Origin of the sequence: Pseudomonas sp. B21-040, from assembly GCF_024748695.1 — a bacterium.
GTDB lineage: Bacteria > Pseudomonadota > Gammaproteobacteria > Pseudomonadales > Pseudomonadaceae > Aquipseudomonas.
Window position 1 is genome coordinate 4,046,874 of the sequence record NZ_CP087176.1, and the last position, 20,114, is coordinate 4,066,987.

Annotated in this window: 16 protein-coding genes; 4 read left to right on the forward strand and 12 right to left on the reverse strand. The window is 57.3% G+C overall.

Annotated elements, in window-relative coordinates; translation table 11 throughout:
* The first annotated feature begins 169 nt into the window (after nt 1-169).
* Entirely contained in the window at nt 170-1,189 is a 1,020-nt protein-coding gene (locus LOY55_RS18565) for an AbrB family transcriptional regulator (protein WP_046030322.1), read from the forward strand.
* A gap of 273 nt (nt 1,190-1,462) precedes the next feature.
* Here LOY55_RS18565 and LOY55_RS18570 read toward each other — a convergent pair whose 3' ends face one another.
* The 11 genes from LOY55_RS18570 to LOY55_RS18620 all read right to left on the reverse strand — a co-directional run bounded on the left by LOY55_RS18570 (nt 1,463) and on the right by LOY55_RS18620 (nt 14,049).
* The gene (locus LOY55_RS18570) at nt 1,463-2,866 is read right to left on the reverse strand and encodes an MFS transporter (RefSeq protein WP_046030324.1); all 1,404 of its coding nucleotides are present in this window, start codon (nt 2,864-2,866) and stop codon (nt 1,463-1,465) included.
* 838 nt (nt 2,867-3,704) lie between these two features.
* Complete coding sequence (locus LOY55_RS18575; RefSeq protein ID WP_046030326.1) at nt 3,705-3,911, reverse strand: co-regulatory protein PtrA N-terminal domain-containing protein; 207 nt, start codon at nt 3,909-3,911, stop codon at nt 3,705-3,707.
* An 83-nt stretch (nt 3,912-3,994) separates the two neighbouring features.
* Nucleotides 3,995-4,648, reverse strand: a complete 654-nt coding sequence (locus tag LOY55_RS18580) for a hypothetical protein (protein ID WP_046030328.1) — start codon at nt 4,646-4,648, stop codon at nt 3,995-3,997.
* A 276-nt stretch (nt 4,649-4,924) separates the two neighbouring features.
* Nucleotides 4,925-5,203, reverse strand: a complete 279-nt coding sequence (locus tag LOY55_RS18585; RefSeq protein ID WP_046030330.1) for a DUF2790 domain-containing protein — start codon at nt 5,201-5,203, stop codon at nt 4,925-4,927.
* Nucleotides 5,204-5,649: 446 nt separating this feature from the next.
* Nucleotides 5,650-6,879, reverse strand: coding sequence for an organoarsenical effux MFS transporter ArsJ (gene arsJ, locus LOY55_RS18590; RefSeq protein ID WP_109786674.1), 1,230 nt, complete (start codon nt 6,877-6,879; stop codon nt 5,650-5,652).
* Nucleotides 6,880-6,890: 11 nt separating this feature from the next.
* Entirely contained in the window at nt 6,891-7,895 is a 1,005-nt protein-coding gene (locus LOY55_RS18595) for an ArsJ-associated glyceraldehyde-3-phosphate dehydrogenase (RefSeq protein ID WP_258666181.1), read from the reverse strand.
* Nucleotides 7,896-7,963: 68 nt separating this feature from the next.
* Nucleotides 7,964-8,314 carry a metalloregulator ArsR/SmtB family transcription factor gene (locus tag LOY55_RS18600; RefSeq protein WP_046030337.1) on the reverse strand — a complete coding sequence of 117 codons (351 nt, stop codon included), beginning with the start codon at nt 8,312-8,314 and terminating at the stop codon, nt 7,964-7,966.
* A gap of 293 nt (nt 8,315-8,607) precedes the next feature.
* Nucleotides 8,608-10,323: an arylsulfatase gene (locus LOY55_RS18605; RefSeq protein ID WP_258666183.1), complete on the reverse strand. Its 1,716-nt coding sequence runs from the start codon at nt 10,321-10,323 to the stop codon at nt 8,608-8,610.
* 390 nt (nt 10,324-10,713) lie between these two features.
* Nucleotides 10,714-12,360, reverse strand: a complete 1,647-nt coding sequence (gene mqo, locus LOY55_RS18610; RefSeq protein WP_223525054.1) for a malate dehydrogenase (quinone) — start codon at nt 12,358-12,360, stop codon at nt 10,714-10,716.
* Nucleotides 12,361-12,677: 317 nt separating this feature from the next.
* Nucleotides 12,678-13,388 (reverse strand): GNAT family N-acetyltransferase, encoded by a 711-nt coding sequence (locus LOY55_RS18615; protein WP_258666185.1) that lies wholly within the window; start codon nt 13,386-13,388, stop codon nt 12,678-12,680.
* Between the two features lie 25 nt (nt 13,389-13,413).
* The gene (locus LOY55_RS18620) at nt 13,414-14,049 is read right to left on the reverse strand and encodes a TetR/AcrR family transcriptional regulator (RefSeq protein ID WP_077431946.1); all 636 of its coding nucleotides are present in this window, start codon (nt 14,047-14,049) and stop codon (nt 13,414-13,416) included.
* A 165-nt stretch (nt 14,050-14,214) separates the two neighbouring features.
* On the opposite strand from LOY55_RS18620, the gene LOY55_RS18625 reads away from it, so the two are divergent.
* From LOY55_RS18625 to LOY55_RS18635, 3 genes are all read left to right on the forward strand, one after another.
* On the forward strand, nt 14,215-14,655 hold the full coding sequence (locus LOY55_RS18625) for a hotdog fold domain-containing protein (RefSeq protein WP_077431945.1): 441 nt from the start codon (nt 14,215-14,217) through the stop codon (nt 14,653-14,655).
* Nucleotides 14,656-14,905: 250 nt separating this feature from the next.
* Nucleotides 14,906-18,304 (forward strand): Ig-like domain-containing protein, encoded by a 3,399-nt coding sequence (locus tag LOY55_RS18630; protein ID WP_109786680.1) that lies wholly within the window; start codon nt 14,906-14,908, stop codon nt 18,302-18,304.
* Nucleotides 18,305-18,471: 167 nt separating this feature from the next.
* Nucleotides 18,472-18,957 carry a DUF3592 domain-containing protein gene (locus LOY55_RS18635; protein WP_046030355.1) on the forward strand — a complete coding sequence of 162 codons (486 nt, stop codon included), beginning with the start codon at nt 18,472-18,474 and terminating at the stop codon, nt 18,955-18,957.
* A 12-nt stretch (nt 18,958-18,969) separates the two neighbouring features.
* Here LOY55_RS18635 and LOY55_RS18640 read toward each other — a convergent pair whose 3' ends face one another.
* The gene (locus LOY55_RS18640; RefSeq protein ID WP_223525050.1) at nt 18,970-20,097 is read right to left on the reverse strand and encodes a diguanylate cyclase; all 1,128 of its coding nucleotides are present in this window, start codon (nt 20,095-20,097) and stop codon (nt 18,970-18,972) included.
* Nucleotides 20,098-20,114: the final 17 nt, after the last annotated feature.

The window sequence follows — 20,114 nt, forward strand, 5'->3', positions numbered from 1 at the left end:
CTCTAACGCGCCTGATGATTACCGACTAACGCTAGTAAGCCAGGAGATGTCGCCTAAAGGACATGACTGATGAGTCAACCATCGTTCTTGACGCCTCATGCGGTTAGGTGGGAAAACGTGGCTGGCCCGGATGGACGTATCGGGCTCACTCACGAATCAAGGACGGCTCATGAAAACCCTGTTGTATTTGCTGATCGCCGCCGGCGTCGGCACCGCGCTGCAACACGCTGGTATCCCTCATGGCCTGTTATTGGGCTCGATACTCGCAACCGCCGTCATCGCCAGCCGTTTTCGATTCTCTCCCACCGTGCGTTTCAGCCTCGGATACGTGCAACTCGTATTGGGGATCGCGACTGGCCTGATGTTCACCGCGTGGGACAGCCAGACAGTCGCCGCCATGTTGCCCAGCCTGGGCTTGATGCTGTTGTGCCTGGTGGTGCAAAGCACCGTGGCCGGTTTCTCATTGCTCAAGGTCGCCGGCTGGAACCGCAAGGACACCCTCCTCGCCGTCTACCCCGGCGCACTCGCCGCCGTGTTCGACTTGCTGGAGTCCGAACGAGCGTCCAGCAAAGTGATCGTCGTGCATCTGGTTCGACTGCTGTCCATCACCCTCCTCGTCAGCTTTTGTATTCCCGGGCAGACCCACCTGGCGATTGCCCAGAGCAGCCCGCTGGACATGAGCATGGCGTTGACCCTGCTGTCGCTGATCGCCATGTGTTTGTTGCTCGGGCGTTTGCTATTGAACGTCGGCGTGCCGGCGCCGTTCATGCTCACGGCCATCGTCCTCACGGGCGTCTACGTCAAGCTGGGCTACCTCCACGGATTCCAGATGCCCGCCTGGAGTGTCGACTCGGCGGCGGTCCTGCTTGGTGTGTTGATTGGCTCGAAATTCAAGGACATCAGCCTCGCGCAGCTATGGCACCACGGCCGCGCCGGACTGATGTCCGTCGCCTTGATGTTGCTGATCGCCGCGGCGTTCGCCGGGGTGGCGGGTCGGGTGCTGGGCAGCGACCCCTTGTCGTTGTGGCTGGCGTACATGCCGGGCGCTGTCGAGACCATCGCCATCGTCGCCTTCAGTGGCGGGCTGAACGTCGTGTTCATCCTCACTCACCACCTGATGCGCATGGTCGTGCTGCACTTCGCCCCCGCATTGATCGTGCAGGCCCGGCGCTGGCGGGAAGATGTTTGATCAGGGGTCGCAGGAAAGGATTAAGCGGGAGAGATCGTGGCCAGTGCACCAATCAGAATGGTCAACACCAGAAATCCACCGAGGAAGAGTGCCATCTTGCCCATTGGGGCCTCCTAAATTGTGAGGTTGCTGCGTGCCTTCATTCTGAGCCCGCAACTGAGTGCATTACAGATTCAGATTCCTCAGAAAAATACGGATCAGATTTGATCCTGCAAACGAAAAAGCCCCGCCCCACTCACGTGGGACGGGGCTTTCTATTGCATCAATCGCCGCTTACAGATCGGTGATTTCCTTATGGCGTGGCACCAGCGTTTTCATCACGCTCCAGGCCACCAGATAGGCCAGCGAACAGATGGCGAACATGATCATGTAGCCGGTGTGAATATCGTTGATCGATTTGTAGTAGTCGAACACGTAACCACCCACCTTCGTCATCACGACACCGCCCAAACCACCCGCCATGCCGCCAATGCCGACCACGGAAGCGATGGTTTTTTGCGGGAACATGTCGGACACGGTCGTGAAGATGTTGCACGACCACGCCTGGTGAGCCGACGCGCCAACACCGATCAGCAGCACCGGCACCCAGAAGCTGATGTAACCGAATGGCTGCGCCAGCAGCACCACCAACGGGAACAGCGCGATCACCAGCATGGCTTTCATGCGGCCGTCATACGGCTTGTCGCCGCGCGCCATGAAGTAGCTCGGGAACCAGCCCCCGCCGATGCTGCCGACCATGGTCATGCTGTACAACACGGCCAGTGGCAACACGATGTCCGCGCCCTTCATGCCGTATTGCGCCGACAGATAGGTCGGCAGCCAGAACAGGAAGAACCACCACACGCCGTCGGTCATGAACTTGCCGAAAGCAAAGGCCCAAGTCTGACGGTAGGTCAGCAACTTGAACCACGATACTTTTTTGGCCGCGACACCCTTCACTTCAGGCGTAGCCACTTGCACCCCTTCATCGCTGCGGATGTAAGCCAGTTCCTCAGCCGACAGACGCTTTTGCTGATCTGGCTTCTCGTAAAGTGCGATCCAGACAGCGACCCAGACGAAGCCCAACATACCGATCACGATAAACGCGGCTTCCCAGCCCCAAATGCCGGCAATCAGCGGCACGCAAATCGGTGCCAGGACTGCGCCCACGTTGGCGCCGGAGTTGAAGATGCCGGTGGCGAAAGAACGTTCCTTCTTCGGGAAGTATTCGGCGGTGGCCTTGATCGCAATCGGGAAGTTACCCGCTTCACCAATCGCCAGCACAGCGCGCGACAGCATGAAACCCGCAATCGAAACCGGAATGACCGCCAGGCCGAGTGCACTGCTCAGCGCACCGATGCCCTCACCCATTGGCACCGCAAAGGCGTGCATGACCGCGCCCGTGGACCAGATACCAATCGCGAACATATACGCTTTCTTGGTGCCGATCTTGTCGACGAAGCGGCCGGCAAACAGCATGGAAATCGCGTACACGAACTGGAAAACCGCGGCAATGTTGGCGTAATCAGTGTTACTCCAACCAAACTGCGTCGACAGTTGCGGCGCCAACAGACTCAGTACCTGACGGTCCAGGTAATTGACGGTGGTGGCGAAAAACAACAGTGCACAGATCGTCCAGCGATATTTGCCGACCGTTTGGCCGACGCGTTGCGCATTGATGGGCTCGTTCAGATTCATGGCATCACTTTATTATTGGATTATGGTGATGATCTCTCGGTTTCAAGCGAGATCAAGTGTGTCGTAAAGCATCGCCAAAACGCGAGGAATCCGCGTCGAGGCTGGTCAGGTTCAGCCGTAACTTTCGATTAACTCGAATGCTGTACCCCGCCGCCGGTGCATCTTTTTACGGCTGGAGGTAGACGTGTCGCGAGTGCTGGCAGGGGTTTGACGGGGCAGTCGCCTGCAACACAGCCGATTGCGCGGGCGCGCAAGCAGACAGGATCGGGCCAGAAGAAGCGACGTAGAGGGGGCTGAGTACGCTAGATGAATTCATGATGAGGGCCGACACGCTTTTTTATTTTTAGGATGAACAGTCGATGTCTCGTCTGTCGTCGTACAACTGCGCCTTTTATAGCGAGATTGAGGTTGGGCTGTCAATCTGAAAGATGGCCGTTGGTCTGGGTGACGGGGTTGCGAGAAAATTTGCGGATGGGTACAGACGGCGCTAGCTGCAGGAGTGTTGGCGTTTTGGCGTTACGGGCGTTGATGGCAGGTTGTGGGGAATTCGAAACCAAATCTCGTTGTACGACGACCAACATTCCCGCACAGACGGCGGAATGGCGACTCTTCAATCCGTTTTGAGTACCCAGGAAGGAGCTTTGCCAAAGTCAGCACCTTTCACCATGACGCTTTGTCTTTGCGACATTGCTGAAATGTATAAAGCCCCGCCCCTTAAAAGGGAGCGGGGCTTTTTACTGCACACCACGCTGGAACAACGCCCTCGCCTACCCTAGTAGATCTACTTGATCCAACATCAGGTTTACCGACAGCCCTGCCCGGGAACGCGCTACACAGATCAGCTGTTGGTGCGATCGGTTGCCTTGGCTTTGCTTTGAGCTACAGCGGCTTCAGCCTTCTGTTTCTGCGCAACCTGGAAGGCTTCCATCGACACTTTCCGGGCCGACTCCATGCGTGTGAAGGTTCGGTCACCGCCACCTGTGGCCATCGCCAGAGAAGAAGCGGTCAAAGCGGCGACTACGAAGAGAGCTTTCATAGATTTCATTTGGGTATCCTCACGTGAGATTTTATTAACGGTTAACAACGGAATTCATTTGTTAAAGCTGAACTTGCTTATTCAACCGGGCTTCACCATCCAGCCAGGGCGGTGCTTCTGGCGCCCCAGGCGCCTTGCTCCATGCGCTCTTGAGCGTCTCTGTTTTTTGCCCAGGCAGTGAGCAGCACCATCATTCCAAATCCACCGACGATGAGAACCGGATAGGCTGCCAGCAACTCCACCAGCGAGTACTTCCAGGCCAGCGGACGACCAACACCCAGCATGGCGGCATAGAACCACGACACGCCAGAGAGGGCGCCGGAGAACAGCGCCAGCATCCGCAGGCTAAAGGAGAGTTTCAGCAACGAACCGGCTTTTTTCAGGGCCGGCAATACAGCGCTATGCAAGAGGAAACCGTTAAAGGTCAACAGCACAACTATCCCGATCTTGGCTTGCAATTTTGGATTGAGGAAATATTCCATTCCCTTGCCGGCATAATCTATCCCGACAATACCAATGCCCGTAATCCACAGAGCGACAAGTGCAAGCACTACGGTTTTTTGAAGACTTTCCATATGCGCGTCATCATGGTGACCCGACACATCCCCTTTCAGGAGTTGCTTGACCATTGCAATGTCACTGGTCAACACCAGCCCGATTGCCACGCAGCAAGCGATAAGATGGAAATACACAACACCCAAACGCACATATTCCACGGTGGACGAAGAAAGCATACTAAGTTCCATGGTGACCTCTTGACTTCAATAGTGAATCAACATAACTCACGACACGACTTAATTAGAGTTTGCCGTTGCTGATTGCAATTAGGATCCAATAATTATTATCAAATACTCTTGCAGTATTACGCTGCCAAGATAATAGCGATTTTTGCGAATGAACTTTTAATCATTCGATCATGTCCATTTTCAGGTAACAAAAACTTCATTCGTACTTAATACATATGAGGTTTAACTTGCGCTTCTGGGGGGCAGGCGAGGCCCAGAATCCTGTCGGTGAGCGGATCAGGTCACGCTGGTGGGGTTGGCCGGGCTTCCGCCCCATTCGAGGAAACGAAGTTTGTGAACCTCGCCTTGGCTGTCCAGGTAAACCAGGGTCACTGGTACTACGCCAGTCTTATCGGATGTATCGGTGCGCCGCAGTACTTGCTTCACATCGATTTCCATTCCGTAGTGGTAATCGACGGCTGACACATGCGCGCCGGGCTCTTGCAAGCCGTTCTGGTCAAAGACACTTGGTGCGAGACTCGAAATCACGGCACTGACTACTGTGGCCATGTTCATTAGGCTGTACCTCTGCTGAAGTTCACTTGACGAGGACCTAATGTGACACGTGAAGAAAATGAAGTTCACTTCCCCGCGACGAACGCGCCTGCCTGAAAAGCATGTAGTGGCTGCAAACTCCCAGCAATTCACCGCGCTTGACGCCTCTCGACCATTCGTCCTTTAACCGCCGTATTTGTTGGTCAAAGTCCGTTTTTGAAGGAGGTCATAACATGTCATGACGGATTTTTACGCAAGGTGAATCAGTACTTTCAATTCAGCCGGCTGAATCCGGGCGATGGCGAATTCAAGCTTTCGAGACCGACCGCATCAACTCAAGGCAGCCAGTGACAAATGGCTGAAATCGGCCTGTTTACTTAATAAAACTGCTATGACGAACCACCGTCTTGCGGTGTGCCAGACTGCTAATTCTTCCATCGGCATTCAGCCGGTGAAATTCCAACTTGTCATGTCGAAGGTATCGCTTTGGCGTGTTTGGGCAAGCCGCTGGAAATCAGCGCGGCCAGCATGACAAAGGCCGTAGAAACCCACAGGCAAGCTTCCAGCCCGTAGTCTTGGTAAATCCAGCCAGACAGTACGGTACCGAGCAGCCGCCCCAATGCGTTGGACATGTAATAGAAACCCACATCCAGCGATACCCCGTCCTCTTTTGCATAGGAGATGATCAAGTAGCTGTGTAAGGAGGAGTTCACCGCAAACAGCGCACCGAAGATCATCAATCCACCCAGGAGCACAACCTGGGGTGACCCGCCCGCCGAGAGGCCGAGGGCGATAGTGGCCGGGAAGCCGGCCAGCGAAGCCGCCCAAATGAAGGCCGCTCGCCCATCCGGGACATGGCCACGCGTCTTCCCGGTGATGTTCGGGGCGAGAGACTGAACGATGCCGTAGCCGATGATCCAGGCTGCCAGAAATCCACCCACCCGCCAAAAGTCCCAGCCCAGTACTTCACTCAGGTACACCGGCAAGGCGACGACAAACCACACATCGCGAGCACCAAAAAGAAACAGCCGCGCCGCCGAGAGGATGTTGATCGCTCGGCTCTTGGAGAGCATTTCGCGGAACTTCGGCTTGGCCTTGGCTCTGCCCAGATCCTTTTGCAGCAAGAACAGGCTCGCGATCCAGATCAGTGCCAATACCGTTGCCATCAGCAGCACCGCCCCTCTGAACGTCAACCATGCCAGCAAGGCACCGCCCAGGAAGAAGCCCACACCCTTGAGGGCGTTTTTTGAGCCGGTGAGGACGGCTATCCACTGATAAAGCGTGCCCTGCTGCTGGTCGGGCACCAAAAGTTTGATCGAACTCTTGGCACTCATCTTATTGAGGTCCTTGGCGATACCGGACAATGCTTGAGCGCCCATCACCCAAGGAATGGTCAGTAGAGCGACTGGTACTGTGAGCATCAGCAAGGCGGCGACCTGGAGGCCAAGACCGATATTCATCGTGCGATTCAAGCCCAGGCGAGCGCCCAGGTAGCCGCCCACCAGGTTGGTGATGACGCCGAAGATTTCGTAGAACAGGAACAGCGCGGCAATGTGCAGCGGCGAGTAGCCCAATGTGTGGAAATGCAATACCACCAACATGCGCAGTGCGCCATCGGTGAGGGTGAAGGCCCAGTAGTTGCCGGTGACCAGCAGGTACTGCCGAACTTCCGGGGAAAGGGCTGACGACGCCTTCATGACCACCGCTGTTAACCGGCCAAGCCGGCCAGTTTGGCCAGTTCGACAACGCGGTTGGCGTACCCCCACTCGTTGTCGTACCAGGCGTAGATCTTCACTTGGGTGCCGTTCACCACCATGGTCGAAAGCGCATCGATGATCGAGGAGCGCGGATCGGTGCGGTAGTCGATCGAAACCAGTGGACGCTCCTCATAACCGAGGATGTCTTTGAGCGGACCAGCAGCCGCAGATTTGAGCAACTCATTGACCTCCTCCACCGAAGTCGCACGCTCCACCTCGAACACGCAGTCGGTAAGAGAGGCATTGGCCAGTGGTACGCGCACGGCATGGCCGTTCAGGCGGCCACGCAACTCCGGGAAAATTTCCGCAATGGCTGTCGCCGAGCCTGTGCTGGTCGGGATCAGGCTCATGCCCGAAGCACGGGCGCGACGCAGGTCCTTGTGCGGCTGATCGAGAATGCTTTGCGTATTGGTCAGGTCGTGGATCGTGGTGATCGAACCATGGCGAATACAGAGGTTTTCGTGGATCACTTTGACCACCGGAGCCAGGCAATTGGTGGTGCAGGATGCGGCGGTAACAATACGGTGCCGAGCCGGATCGAACAGGTGCTGATTGACGCCCATGACGATGTTCAGCGCGCCCTGTTCCTTCACCGGTGCGCAGACCACCACGCGCTTCACACCTTGTTCCAGATACGCCTGAAGCACGCCAACGGACTTCATTTTGCCACTGGCTTCGATGACTAAATCGCAGCCGGACCAGTCAGTGTCGGCGATGGATTGGTTGGCCGTCACCCGAATGCGTCGACCGTCAATGACCACGCAATCGCCATCGGCGCTGGCTTCGTTGTGCCAACGGCCGTGCACGGAATCGAAATTGATCAGGTGCGCATGGGTGGTAGCGTCGCCAGCAGGGTCATTGATTTGCACGAATTCAAACTCGGGCCAGTGCCAAGCGGCGCGCAATGCAAGACGACCGATTCGACCGAAACCGTTGATACCTACTTTGATGCTCATGATGTTGTTCTCTTTCGTGTGCTGACTTCGGAGGGGCAGTAGATGGTTTGATTGAATTAACAGCTATCTCAGCAACATGCTGCCTGGCGCTCGGGACGCTCACCCATCTGATCAAGGCGTTTTTCGTCCTGGCTCAGCCAGTGGCGGTTGGCCTCAAGCGTGACCTGGATTACGTCGATGACCCACTGTGGAAGCTCAACGTTCAGTCGGTAGTAAATCCATTGCCCTTGACGGCGAGTTTCGAGCAGTCCGCAGCTACGCAACTGAGCCAGGTGGCGTGAAATCTTGGGTTGACTGTCACCGAGTGCGCAGATCAGTTCGCATACGCAGAGTTCACCTTGTGCGCAGAGCAGTAACATGACCCTTGCGCGGGTTTCATCACCCAGGCATTTGAAGACAGTGGCAGGCAAGAGGTTCATCGGAGCGGCTCATATATATGAACATACGAATATACGGATATTTATGAATTTAGAAAGACCTGACATTGGCATGCTAGTGAAATATTCAATGCTTAATGAACGCCTTCAGTGCCTGCTTCTAGCCTATCGTTGCCTGTTTTTGGCGCCGCGATCGATCCGGAGCGGGTGTTTTGGCAAGCAAACCCAGCTTTTCGCCTATGCCGTCACATCCCCCAATACAATCGGAATGGATTTGATTACCCGCAGCCGAGAAAGCCAGGGGCAGAGCGCCCTGGCTTTCTCGCTTCACACGCCTACTGGCCTGGTACCTTCTTGCTCATCGCCTTGACTTGATCCAGGACCTGCACGAGGTTGTAGGACTCCGGCGATTGCAGGGGCGGGAACTCGGCAAAGGACTCAAGTTCCTGTAGCCATAATTGCTGGCCAACCGGCAACAGGTTCCAATCGTAGAGATAGGCCGTGCTGGGTGCCGCCAATGCACCGCCGATAGACAGCACCGACTTCTGCTCTTCGCCTACGGCCTGTTCGAACGGATCCCTGCGAATATTTTGCACCTGCGCCCAGCCATACTGCTGTGGGCCTGCCAGTGCCGAAGCGCCGGATGACCCTTCCATGGTGAAGTAAATCTTCCAGTTCTTGTAGCGTACGGCCGACGGTGTAGCCCCGGTGTAGTACAAGAATGTATCGCGCGCGGACTTGTTCGATTTGCCTGTCAGATAGTCCAGTTGATTGACGCCCTGCAGCTTGGTTTTGACGATGCCCGGGTACTTGCCGGCCATGATCTGCGCGTTGAGTTCGTTGCCTTTCGGGCCGCCTGCGATTTCAACCAGTGTCGGCATCCAGTCGTAGGAAGCAACGATGTCGTCATACACCGTACCGGGCTTGATTTGACCGGGCCAACGGATCAGCGCCGGTACACGCATGCCGCCTTCCCAGGTCGTCAGCTTGCCGGCCTTGAAGGGCGTCATGCCACCATCGGGGAATGTCTGGCTTTCTGCACCGTTGTCTGTGGTGAACACCACGATGGTGTTGTCCAGCTGCCCCATACTCTCGAGCTTTTTCAGCACCAGGCCGATGTTGTCGTCCATCTGCTTCATGCCGACTTCCTGGATACCCCAGTCGTTACCACCTCGTTCACCCAGCATGGCCTCATACTTGGGCGAGAACACGGTGGTTACATGCATGCGCGCCGGGTTGTACCAGACAAAAAAGGGCTTGTCGGTCGTCTTTGGGTCGTTGCGGTCGAGGAAGTCGATCACCTTGGCTGAAATTTCTTCATCCACCGTTTTCGAGCGTTCCAGGGTGAGCGGCCCCTCATCCTTGCACGTCTGGTTCTTTGACGAGCCGTCCTTGGACGCACAGGCCAAAACAGGCCGCGGTGGTGTCAGGCAAACGGTGGTTTTGGGGTCGACGGCTCCTGGCACTGCCGGCACCCCTGGAATGAGCTCCGTTTGGCACGGTGGGGCAATGCCCTGTTCGGTAGGGCTTTTGTTGATGTCCGGAAAGCTGACCTGCTGCATGGCATCCAAGTGATAGAGGTAGCCCCAGAACTCCTGGAAGCCGTGTGCTGTAGGCAGTGCGTCGGGGTGATCTCCCAAGTGATTCTTGCCGAACTCGCCAGTGGTGTAGCCCTGGTCCAGCAGGAACTTGGCGAGTGCCGGTGTGCCTGGTCGCAGGTAAGAGGGGCTGCCAGGCAATTGCGGCGGAATCATGCCGGTGCGCAAGGGGGTCATGCCGGTGAAAAAAGCGTTGCGGCCAGCCGTGCAACTTTGCTCGGCATAGTAAGTCATGAACTTGGCGCCTTCATTGGCGATTCGGTCCAGATTGGGTGTCGTATCAAAACCCAGTCCGTTCTGATAAGCCCCGACCTGCATCCAGCCGATGTCATCTCCCATGATGAACAGAATATTGGGTTTTTTGTCGGCTGCTTGGGTGAGCGTTGGTGAAAACGCGCCCAACATCATGCCGCTGGTGGCCAACCCCACCAGCACCATCTGTTTAAGTCTCATAGCGTGTTCCTCTATCTGTTGATATAGGCGTACAGCTACTTCTGACTACCGCTGCACCTCCCTCGAAAATCGAGAATGGGTAATGATGATGACCCTCCAGCCTTGCGGTGCGGCAAACGTCAGTTCGTGGATGGATGAGTCTAGACGATGGGGTGAATACAGGGATCAGCGCACTTATTTGGCGAAGGTAAATACGACGCTCCGTGCTGCCCTACTTTGTCGCCCTGACAAATGAGACCCGCGCCGATGGCCGAGAAAAAATGACAAGGTTCGGGAAAGAAGGTTTACAAAAATGCGAACGAGTTGAATCTATCCCTCGCAGAAAATCACGCCCAACAAAAAAGCCCACTGACCGTCGCCGGTTCAGTGGGCTTTTGACAAAGCGTCTACTTACAAAGCCATATCACTCGCAGCATTAGCCTTCGGAGCCTTCCCGGCATCAGCCGGAGCAACAACCGGAGCCGTCAACTGCGGAATCACCGGCGGCGGAGTCAACTCCAACACCTTGGCAGTGTAAGCCCACTCCTGCGCAACCTTCTCAGGACTGCCGTTCAACTGAGTGCCATAGCTCGGCACGATCTGGTGCAGCTTCTCCTGCCAGGCCGGCGAAGCAACCTTGTCCTTGAACACTTTCTGCAGCACGGTCAGCATGATCGGCGCAGCAGTCGACGCACCCGGCGATGCGCCCAGCAGGCCGGCGATCGAGCCGTCAGCGGAGGCAACGATTTCGGTGCCCAGTTTCAGCACGCCGCCAGCGGCTTCATCGCGCTTGATGATTTGCACGCGTTGGCCGGCTTGCCACAGGCGCCAGTCTTCGGCTTTGGCGTTCGGGAAGTATTCTTTCAAGGCGTTCATGCGGTCTTCGTCAGACAGCATCAGTTGGCCGGCGAGGTACTCGACCAGCGGGTATTCCTTGATGCCGACCTTGGTCATCGGCCACACGTTGTGCGTGGTGGTGGTGGTCAGCAGGTCCATGTACGAACCTTCCTTCAGGAACTTGGTGCTGAAGGTCGCGAATGGGCCAAACAGGATGACGCGCTTGCCGTCCAGGACACGGGTGTCCAGGTGCGGAACCGACATCGGCGGTGCGCCAACGGAGGCTTTGCCGTAGGCCTTGGCCAGGTGTTGTTCGGCGATGGTCGGGTTTTCGGTCACGAGGAACGAGCCGCCGACCGGGAAGCCTGCGTATTCCTGGGCTTCAGGAATGCCGGACTTCTGCAGCAGGTGCAGTGCACCGCCGCCGGCGCCGATGAACACGAACTTGGCGTCGGTTTCGGTTTTGCTGCCGTCTTTCAGGTTTTTGTAGCTGACGCGCCAGGTGCCGTCTGCGTTCTTGGTGATGTCTTGCACTTCGCTAGACAACTTCAAGTCGAATTTTGGCGTGGTTTGCAGGTGCGCGACGAACTGGCGGGTGATCTCGCCGAAGTTCACGTCGGTGCCGATCGGCGACCAGGTGGCCGCGATTTTCTGGTTCGGGTCGCGCCCTTCCATCATCAGCGGAACCCACTTCTTGATCACAGCCGGGTCTTCGGAATACTGCATGCCGGCGAACAGCGGGCTCGCTTGCAGGGCTTCGTAGCGCTTCTTCAGGAACTTGATGTTGTCATCGCCCCACACAAAGCTCATGTGCGGCGTGGAGTTGATGAACGAACGCGGGTTTTTCAGCACACCTTGCTGAACCTGCCAGGACCAGAACTGACGGGAGATCTGGAACGCTTCGTTGATTTCAACGGCTTTCGGGATCTGTACGTTGCCTTTGTCGTCTTCCGGGGTGTAGTTCAACTCGGCCAGGGCGGAGTGACCGGTACCGGCGTTGTTCCAGCCGTTTGAGCTTTCCAGGGCGACGCCGTCGAGGCGCTCGATCATTTCCATCGAGGTGCCAGGTTCCAGCTCATTGAGCCAGACACCCAGCGTTGCGCTCATGATGCCGCCGCCAATCAGCAACACATCGACTTTCTTTGCCTCTTCCGCGTGGACGGAAGTCATCCCCATCGACAATGCCAGCCCCAGCAGGGCCGTGTTCACTTTTTTAAACATCTGTAGCACCTATGATAAAACGCCATCCGCCCTTCCCTCCTTACGACCAAACCCCGGGCTCACGGCATTCAGGCAGGATGCCGTGGGTGTTTGTTCATAAGGATGGGAGGGGTGGGCACACAAGGCCGACTGACTGCATCGACCTCAGTTATATGTCCCTACTGAACTGACTTTTTATCATTATTGGCTTCAGCTACTTGAGCGACATTGATCCTGTCTGCGCGTCTCCGGGACGGGCAAACTGATTAGGTCAAACCAAGTTGGCGCGCAGAATATCACGGTCGGGCGACCGTGCGCTCCCGAAAGGACTCACGGGTCTAGTCCAGACGAGGCTCGTTCGCCGCGTTCTGGCCCAAACGATTCAGCACAAACACCTTGGCGTTGCGGATCATCTGGTCCAAATGCCGGTCGCGCTGCTTCTCGGCATCGATCATTGCGCGCTTGCCATGCTTTTGCAGCAAGTAGGCATGGATCTGTCGAACCTCCAGCGAACCGTAGATCGACGCCACATCCAGCAGCCCCATCAAGCCTTCGCTACTGTGGTCGCGAGTGTTCATCAGCACTTGGGTGCTGCGCACACCCAGCACCTGAAACCCCATCGATTCGAACCATGGCACCTTGGCGACGGCGCAGGTCAATTCGGCGTGCGGGTAACGGTGAGTCATGTCTTGCAGCATGGCGCGCGCGACACCTCGGCGACGATGGCCGGCGTCGACCGCCATGTAGGCCACGCCACACGCATCGGGGTCGTCTTTGATCGGCAGGTACAACAGAAAACCGATGACTTTCGACGGGTCTTCATCGTCGGTGGCGACGATCAACTCGACAGCAATGCCCTTGGAGCCGTCGAGTGCTTCCAGGTACAGGTGCACTTCGAAGCCGACCGTGTATTGGTACACGTTGTACAACGGGTTGCTCGGCCCGATGCCGACCATGCTGATGTCGGTCAGGTTATCGACGACCATCTGCAGGATCTGGCTGTTGATAGGCTCCGGGCACGGGGCGTCGAAATGGGTGAGTTGGGGCATTGAAATTCTGACTCCGGGAAAAGGCTTACTGGGCATCGGCCAGGCTATTGTCACAGATTGATCGCCACGCTGCTTCGGCCAGCAGTTCCCGGTAAGCCTTCGGACTGCCCTTCACCCGCCCCGACAACCACGCGCGGCAGTAACTGTCGGACTGGCCAATGATCAGCGATAGCAGCAGTTCAGCCGGAACCGCTCGCAACTCATCGCGCCGGCCGGGTTCCGCCAGCCATTCTCCGAGCTTTTGGTTGCGCGCTTTGTTGCGGGCCACGAGCTCGTCTTTGAACGGCCCTTTGGTCACGGCAAATCGCGCGTGGTACTGGAACCGCGCCCATTCCGGCTGGCTGTCGACCCAATCGACGAAGCTGTGCACCAGCGCGTGTACGCCTTCTTGGGTGGTCTTTGCTTCACTCAAATAGCGGTCGCGAAGCTGGGCCTGATCGTCCAGCGCGGCGAAAAACAGCGCCGCCACCAAACCTTCCTTGTTGCCGAAATGATGGTAGATCGCGCCCACACTGGTGTCGCACTCGGCGCGAATCATCTCGATGGTCGTGGCTTCGAGCCCTTGTTCATTGAACAGGGCCAGGGCCTTTCTGAAGATATCGCGTTTGAGTTCGGCCCTTCTGCCGGGGTAGCAGCGCTCGAGTAAATCTGAGGTTTCCATACGGGACACAAGCCAAAAAAAGTCCATGACAAGGCAGACGACTGCCGACGAGCAAGCCGCGCTAGGTTGACAGATTTCACGGCAACAGAATACTGTTCCGTAACAGAATATTATTCTGTTACGGAACAGTATTCTGTAAAACCAACCCAACAGTGAGGCTTCAACATGAGTCAGTTTCTCAGCATGTTCAACAGCGCAGGCCCGCAAGCGTTCAGCCAAATGGCCTGTCAGGTGGCACCCTACTTCAGCACCATCAACCCGCTGGTCTCGGAGTTGCGTCCAGATCACGCCACGGTCCAGGTGCCCTTCAGCCGGGAGATCACCAACCACCTTGGTACGGTCCATGCTATTGCGATGTGCAACGCCGCCGAGCTGGCTGCCGGAATGATGACCGACGTGTCCATCCCTGCAGGCGCGCGCTGGATTCCAAAAGGCATGAGCGTGGAGTACCTCGCCAAGGCCAAAAGCGACGTGACCGCAGTGGCCAACGGTGAAGAGGTCGACTGGCAGACTGAAGGCGACAAGATTGTCCCGGTGGACATTCATGACGCTGAAGGCAAAAAAGTGTTCACGGCGCGGATCACCATGAATGTGAAGCTTTCCTGAACCCCGATCCGTAGCAGCTGGCGCAGGCTGCGTCAGCTGCTGCAGGTTGTCGCGTATAGACAACCCCATTCCCCGACAATGAGGACTTACACCCGGCCCCCCCACTTTCCCCAATTCAGCCCCACGTTCACATTTTTTTCACAACTCAATGATTCATCTTGGTTTGTCAGGTGTACCTGATGATGGCGCAACTTATGCATCGGCCAAAATGCAAGTGCCACCACTTAGGCATGCCCCCCCGAGAACCATCATGAAAAACTCATTTCCTGTGAACAAGTCGCCCGGCTTCTTCGGGGCGCAGGGCATTACCTCAATGGTGTTGATGACGTTCAGCCTGACCGCCGTCAACGCCGCCCCACTGGATGATTACGGGCCACCGCCACCGACGGACCCCTCGGCGTACACTAACCAGCCAGCCGATCCGGCAGCGGCGCTGGAAGCATTGAAGACCATGCCTCCGGCCAATCAGGGCTCAATTGCGTTGCCCAATGGCGTGTATGGCGACAAAGCCACAACCCGGACCGATAACGTATTGCCGCCCGCCTTGCAGACTTCTTTCAACTACCCCACCAATGGCAAACCCAGCCCATTGTTCGGCGCCCAACCGTACACCCAGCAGTTATTGCTGTTCGAAGAATTCGGCCCGGAAACACTCGACCCGACCACCCCGCCCTATACGTTGACGTTCCCCGTCCCCCTTGCCGGCCCGGCACCCGCGCAAGACCCGAACAGTATCGCGCGCAGCGGCCCATCGCTTACCGGGCTGGACAATTTCATGCGGCAGCCGGGGCTGACGCCGTACCCCACGCAGTTTTCCAATGTGCTGGATCGCAACCCGTGGAAGGCGCAGATAGAAGCTTTCCTCAACCGCCATCCGGTGGGCTCGCCCGCCGAAGGACGACCACCGGGAAAAGGCTGGTCGCATCAGCGCTGGAACGAATTTTATCCTCAGGTCCAGTTCAAGACCGTGCAGGTGGGTGCACGTCTCAATAAAGGCCTGCGTGACAGCAAACAATTGCACCACTATGCGGAAGGAGAGTTCGGACCCGGCGGGCTCTACTACCAGACCTCGGACATCCCGACCACGATAGGCACCACCAAAGGCATCGACCCACGCTTCCACCCCAAAATGCCGGTGCAAAATCACAAATCGTTGTGGACCTTCGATGGCACCTTTCCGCCTAAATTGCTCATGGTGCGTTACGGCCAGCCTGTGCTGATGCGGCACTACAACGCCCTGCCGATCGACCCGTCAGCCAACGCCGGTTTTGGCCTGCACACCCTCAGTTCCCATGAACACAACGGGCACTCCCCGGCTGAAAGCGATGGCTATGCCAACGCGTTTTTCTTTCCGGGGCAGTACTACGATTATCGCTGGCCGATCCAGTTGGCCGGTTACGACACCATCAACACCACCGCACAAGACCCTCGTGCCGCATTCCCCTGCGCACCGGGCGAGAAGTTGTACGTCAATGACACCAGCCCCGGCCTGAAAACCTGCGACAACGGCACGATCAAGATTCGCGGCGACTGGCGCGAGACCATGAGTACCCACTGGTTTCATGACCACATGCTCGATTTCACCGCGCAGAATGTCTACAAGGGCAATGCGTCGATGATGAACTACTACAGCGCTATCGATCGCGGCAACGAAGCGATCGAGGACGGCGTCAACCTGCGCTTCCCCAGCGGTTCGGGATTGCCATGGGGCAACCGCGACTACGATGTGAACCTGGTGGTCGCCGACAAGGCCTGGGATGCCAATGGCCAGTTGTGGTTCAACCCGTTCAACACCGATGGTTTCCTGGGCGACCAGATCCTCGTCAACTGGCAGTATCAACCGAGCCTGAAAGTCCGCGCGCGCGCCTATCGGTTCCGCATTCTCAACGGCTCGGTGTCGCGCTACCTCAAGATGGCCCTGGTGCGCGAAATTGCCGGCAATGGCGGTGAGTTTCCCGGGCCTGCCGGCTCGGGTGTTTCTTACGCCCGGGTGCCATTCCACATGATAGGCAACGACGGCAACATCATGGAGCACGCCGTACCGTTCGACGGCAGCATGGACCTGGACGGTGACGGTAATACGCAGGACAACAACGCAATTTTGCCAACCCAAGGCATTGCCGAACGCTTCGACATCATCGTCAACTTCGCGAAAAACGGGATCTCGGTGGGTGACAAGCTGTACTTCGTCAACGTGATGCCACACCAGACCGGCAAGGGCCCGATAAAGGAAGAACTGTCACTGGCAGACGTGTTGTCCGGGACGTACAAGGCGGTGATCAAACAAACCAGCACAGGCCCGAAATGGGACGAGGGTGACCCCGCTGTCGGCAAGTTCATGCAAATGGTTGTCCAGCCTTACAGCGGGCACGACCAGAGCATGGACCCGGTCGCTTACGAACCGGCGAAACCGGGCAAAGCTGCCGGCAAGAAAATGATCCCGCTGACCATCGACCGCGACAACCCCAACGACCAGCAAAAACTCACAGTGGCGCGGCATCGCGAGTTCATTTTCGGCCGCTCCGATGGCACCGACGAAGCCCCCTGGACCGTCAAGACTGACGGCGGTTTCGGTTACAGCATGGACCCTCGCCGGCTCAGTGCAGCGCCGCAATTGGCCAACGGTCCGAAAGATGCGGGGTTCTCCGGAGACGGCACCCTGGAAGTGTGGAAAATCAAAAACGGCGGCAACGGCTGGAACCACCCTGTCCACGTGCACTTCGAAGAAGGCGTGATCCTCAGCCGTGATGGCAAGGCACCGCCGGAATGGGAAAAATGGGCACGCAAGGACGTCTATCGTATTGGCGAAGGCGTCGACAGTTCCGAGGATGTCGTCATGGCGATCCACTTCCGTGAATTCGCAGGGACCTACATGGAGCACTGTCACAACACTCAACATGAAGACAACTCCATGTTGCTACGTTGGGATGTCGAGCACCCGGGTCAGTTCCAGTTGATGCCAACGCCCCTGCCTGGCTGGGACGGCGTCAACTACGTGAACTCCGTGGGCCTGCCTACCTTCCGCACTGGCGGTGACGGTAACAACAACCAAGGCGACAACAAAAAACCGATCGCCAACCCTGACAGTGCCACCAGCAGTAATGGCCTGCCGCTGACCATCAACGTGTTGGCCAATGACACCGACCCCGACGGCAATCTGCCGCTCAAAGTCGTGGGCCTGAACCAGCCGGATTCCGGTAAGGGCACAGTCAGCACCGACGGGGGGCGTGTGGTCTATACCCCTCCGGCCATCGTCCCCGCGCCATTCACCGCGACCTTTACCTATCAGGCCAGCGACGCCAAGGACGCGATGTCGGATCCGGCGACAGTCTCAGTGGCGGTCTCCGCCGCAGCGGTCAATGAGGATTTGCTGGTCTCCAGCGCCACGGTCTCCGTTCGCAGCAACAACCGCTACGCCTGGGATATTTCCGGGACCACCTCGCGCTTTGCCGGCAACAACATAACGGTGACCGCGGCCACCACCGCCGGGCCACTTAACCTGGGCACCGCCACGCTCACGAAAGTCGGCACGGGCGGACGGTGGCGGGTGACTGTGACGACCACCGGTGCCGGGCCGGCAGCAACCCCGACCATCACCGTCAAGTCAGCACTTGGCAAGACGATAACGGCGCCGATATCCGTGCGCTAAAGCGGTATCGCTTGGCACCCGGTCCGTTCATTGCGGACCGGGCGCCAGTCGATTACGGGTTCGACCAGGGACGGACACCGATAACCGGAAAATAATCCTCTCGCGCCTAAAGTTGCTTCGCGGTCCGCCGATTTCTGCTGGTGAGCCAATCGACGAAGGACCGTGAGATGTTTTACCCCCGCGAAGCTGAAAAAGATCACCTGTACAACCGGGTGATCCTGCTGACCGTTGCCTGTTTAGTGGTGCTGCTCCTCGCCGGCATGGCCCGGCAAGAGGGCATGCTCTATGCCGCCATTCAGTTGGGCCCCATCGAGACCACCGGCACGGTGACGCAACTCGACGACATCCGCATGAACCGCGACGGCAAAGTGATCCACTACCGCTACACCGATCAAGACGACCAGGTGCACGACGATCAGTATGTCGACGAGCGCTACGCACAGAAAACCGCTTTTGAAACCGGCGGCAGCATCCCCCTGATCTATTCCCGCTGGCTACCGGGGCAAAGCAGCATTGCCCGTGAACTGAACGGCAACCGTCCGGGGTTTTACATCATGATGGGCGGGGTATTGCTGACGCTGTTGTTTTTGGGGATATCGTTCAGGACGCTGGGGCGCATTGCCCGGATGAAAGAGGAAGACCGGTTTTACTAGTCATCCCCGTCTCTACTCCGAAACCACCACCTGATTACGTCCACGCGCCTTGGCCCGATACAGCGCTTTGTCCGCGTTGTTCATCAAGCTTTGCAGATCGTTGTCGTGCATTTCCATTGCCGCGACACCGACGCTGGCCGATATGCGGTGAACGGGCCCGGACATTACCCCGCTGATCGACCGAATGAGCTGTTCGGCGATTTCAAGGGCAACCTCAATGGACGTGTCCGGCAGCAGGATCGCGAACTCCTCGCCACCCATCCTGCCGCAGACATCTGTATCGCGAAAACAGGTGCTGATCACGACGCCCATCTGTCGCAACACCTGATCGCCAACCTGATGGCCATAGGTGTCATTGATGTGCTTGAAGTGATCCATATCCAGCATCACGGCGCACAGCGGCAACCGTTTTTTCTGGCAGTCATTTAACAACAGCTGCGCCCGCTCAAAAAATGCCCGGCGATTTTTCAGCCCGGTCAATTCATCGGTTTGTGCGGCATGCGTGGAAATGTGGTGCGCCTGCTCCATTTCACGGGTTAGACGAAACGCTGTTTCCAGGGCTTCGGACAGCTTGCGGGTCGCGCTGGCGACAAATGAGGCGAACACCAGGACGGCGAACGCCATCCCGACTTGCAGTGCCGACGGTTGAAACAATAGCCACGTGGTACACGGCAGCAGCACCAGGCCAATCGACGCCAGCGTCATGTAACGGTAGGACGAGTAACATGACACTGCGCTGACCGACATGCCGACGGCAAAAAGCATGACCAACGCCTGGGCCAGCAGGTCGTTTGCCGGCATGATCGCCAAAGCGCCTGCCCCCCAGATACCGGCCGACAACATCAACGTCACCCAGTAAGTCCGCTCCCAGCGTTGCGGCGTACGCTCATTGTCCGGGCTGCGAAAATAGGTGGCAAACATCAGGATGCGCAGCAGCGACGAGATACTCAGCAGGCCAATCCACCCGAACATGATGCGGTGATCAACACGATCCCAGCACAGTCCGCACAGCATGATCGCGGCCAGGAAACTGCCGAACACCGCAGACACGGATTGGTGGAATAGCTGTCGCAAACGATCGCTGCGCACTTGCGCCGCGATAAAAAGCTCCTGGTCGTGCCTGAATCCTGGGCCACCCATTTGATCCGCCTGATCAT

What these genes read in the sequence shown, in the direction of transcription:
- LOY55_RS18575 (WP_046030326.1), bottom strand. Translation starts at nt 3,911, where the DNA reads ATGAAATCTATGAAAGCTCTCTTCGTAGTCGCCGCTTTGACCGCTTCT.
- LOY55_RS18565 (WP_046030322.1), top strand. Translation starts at nt 170, where the DNA reads ATGAAAACCCTGTTGTATTTGCTGATCGCCGCCGGCGTCGGCACCGCG.
- LOY55_RS18570 (WP_046030324.1), bottom strand. Translation starts at nt 2,866, where the DNA reads ATGAATCTGAACGAGCCCATCAATGCGCAACGCGTCGGCCAAACGGTC.
- LOY55_RS18605 (WP_258666183.1), bottom strand. Translation starts at nt 10,323, where the DNA reads ATGAGACTTAAACAGATGGTGCTGGTGGGGTTGGCCACCAGCGGCATG.
- mqo (WP_223525054.1), bottom strand. Translation starts at nt 12,360, where the DNA reads ATGTTTAAAAAAGTGAACACGGCCCTGCTGGGGCTGGCATTGTCGATG.
- LOY55_RS18580 (WP_046030328.1), bottom strand. Translation starts at nt 4,648, where the DNA reads ATGGAACTTAGTATGCTTTCTTCGTCCACCGTGGAATATGTGCGTTTG.
- arsJ (WP_109786674.1), bottom strand. Translation starts at nt 6,879, where the DNA reads ATGAAGGCGTCGTCAGCCCTTTCCCCGGAAGTTCGGCAGTACCTGCTG.
- LOY55_RS18630 (WP_109786680.1), top strand. Translation starts at nt 14,906, where the DNA reads ATGAAAAACTCATTTCCTGTGAACAAGTCGCCCGGCTTCTTCGGGGCG.
- LOY55_RS18600 (WP_046030337.1), bottom strand. Translation starts at nt 8,314, where the DNA reads ATGAACCTCTTGCCTGCCACTGTCTTCAAATGCCTGGGTGATGAAACC.
- LOY55_RS18620 (WP_077431946.1), bottom strand. Translation starts at nt 14,049, where the DNA reads ATGGAAACCTCAGATTTACTCGAGCGCTGCTACCCCGGCAGAAGGGCC.
- LOY55_RS18595 (WP_258666181.1), bottom strand. Translation starts at nt 7,895, where the DNA reads ATGAGCATCAAAGTAGGTATCAACGGTTTCGGTCGAATCGGTCGTCTT.
- LOY55_RS18640 (WP_223525050.1), bottom strand. Translation starts at nt 20,097, where the DNA reads ATGGGTGGCCCAGGATTCAGGCACGACCAGGAGCTTTTTATCGCGGCG.
- LOY55_RS18625 (WP_077431945.1), top strand. Translation starts at nt 14,215, where the DNA reads ATGAGTCAGTTTCTCAGCATGTTCAACAGCGCAGGCCCGCAAGCGTTC.
- LOY55_RS18635 (WP_046030355.1), top strand. Translation starts at nt 18,472, where the DNA reads ATGTTTTACCCCCGCGAAGCTGAAAAAGATCACCTGTACAACCGGGTG.
- LOY55_RS18585 (WP_046030330.1), bottom strand. Translation starts at nt 5,203, where the DNA reads ATGAACATGGCCACAGTAGTCAGTGCCGTGATTTCGAGTCTCGCACCA.
- LOY55_RS18615 (WP_258666185.1), bottom strand. Translation starts at nt 13,388, where the DNA reads ATGCCCCAACTCACCCATTTCGACGCCCCGTGCCCGGAGCCTATCAAC.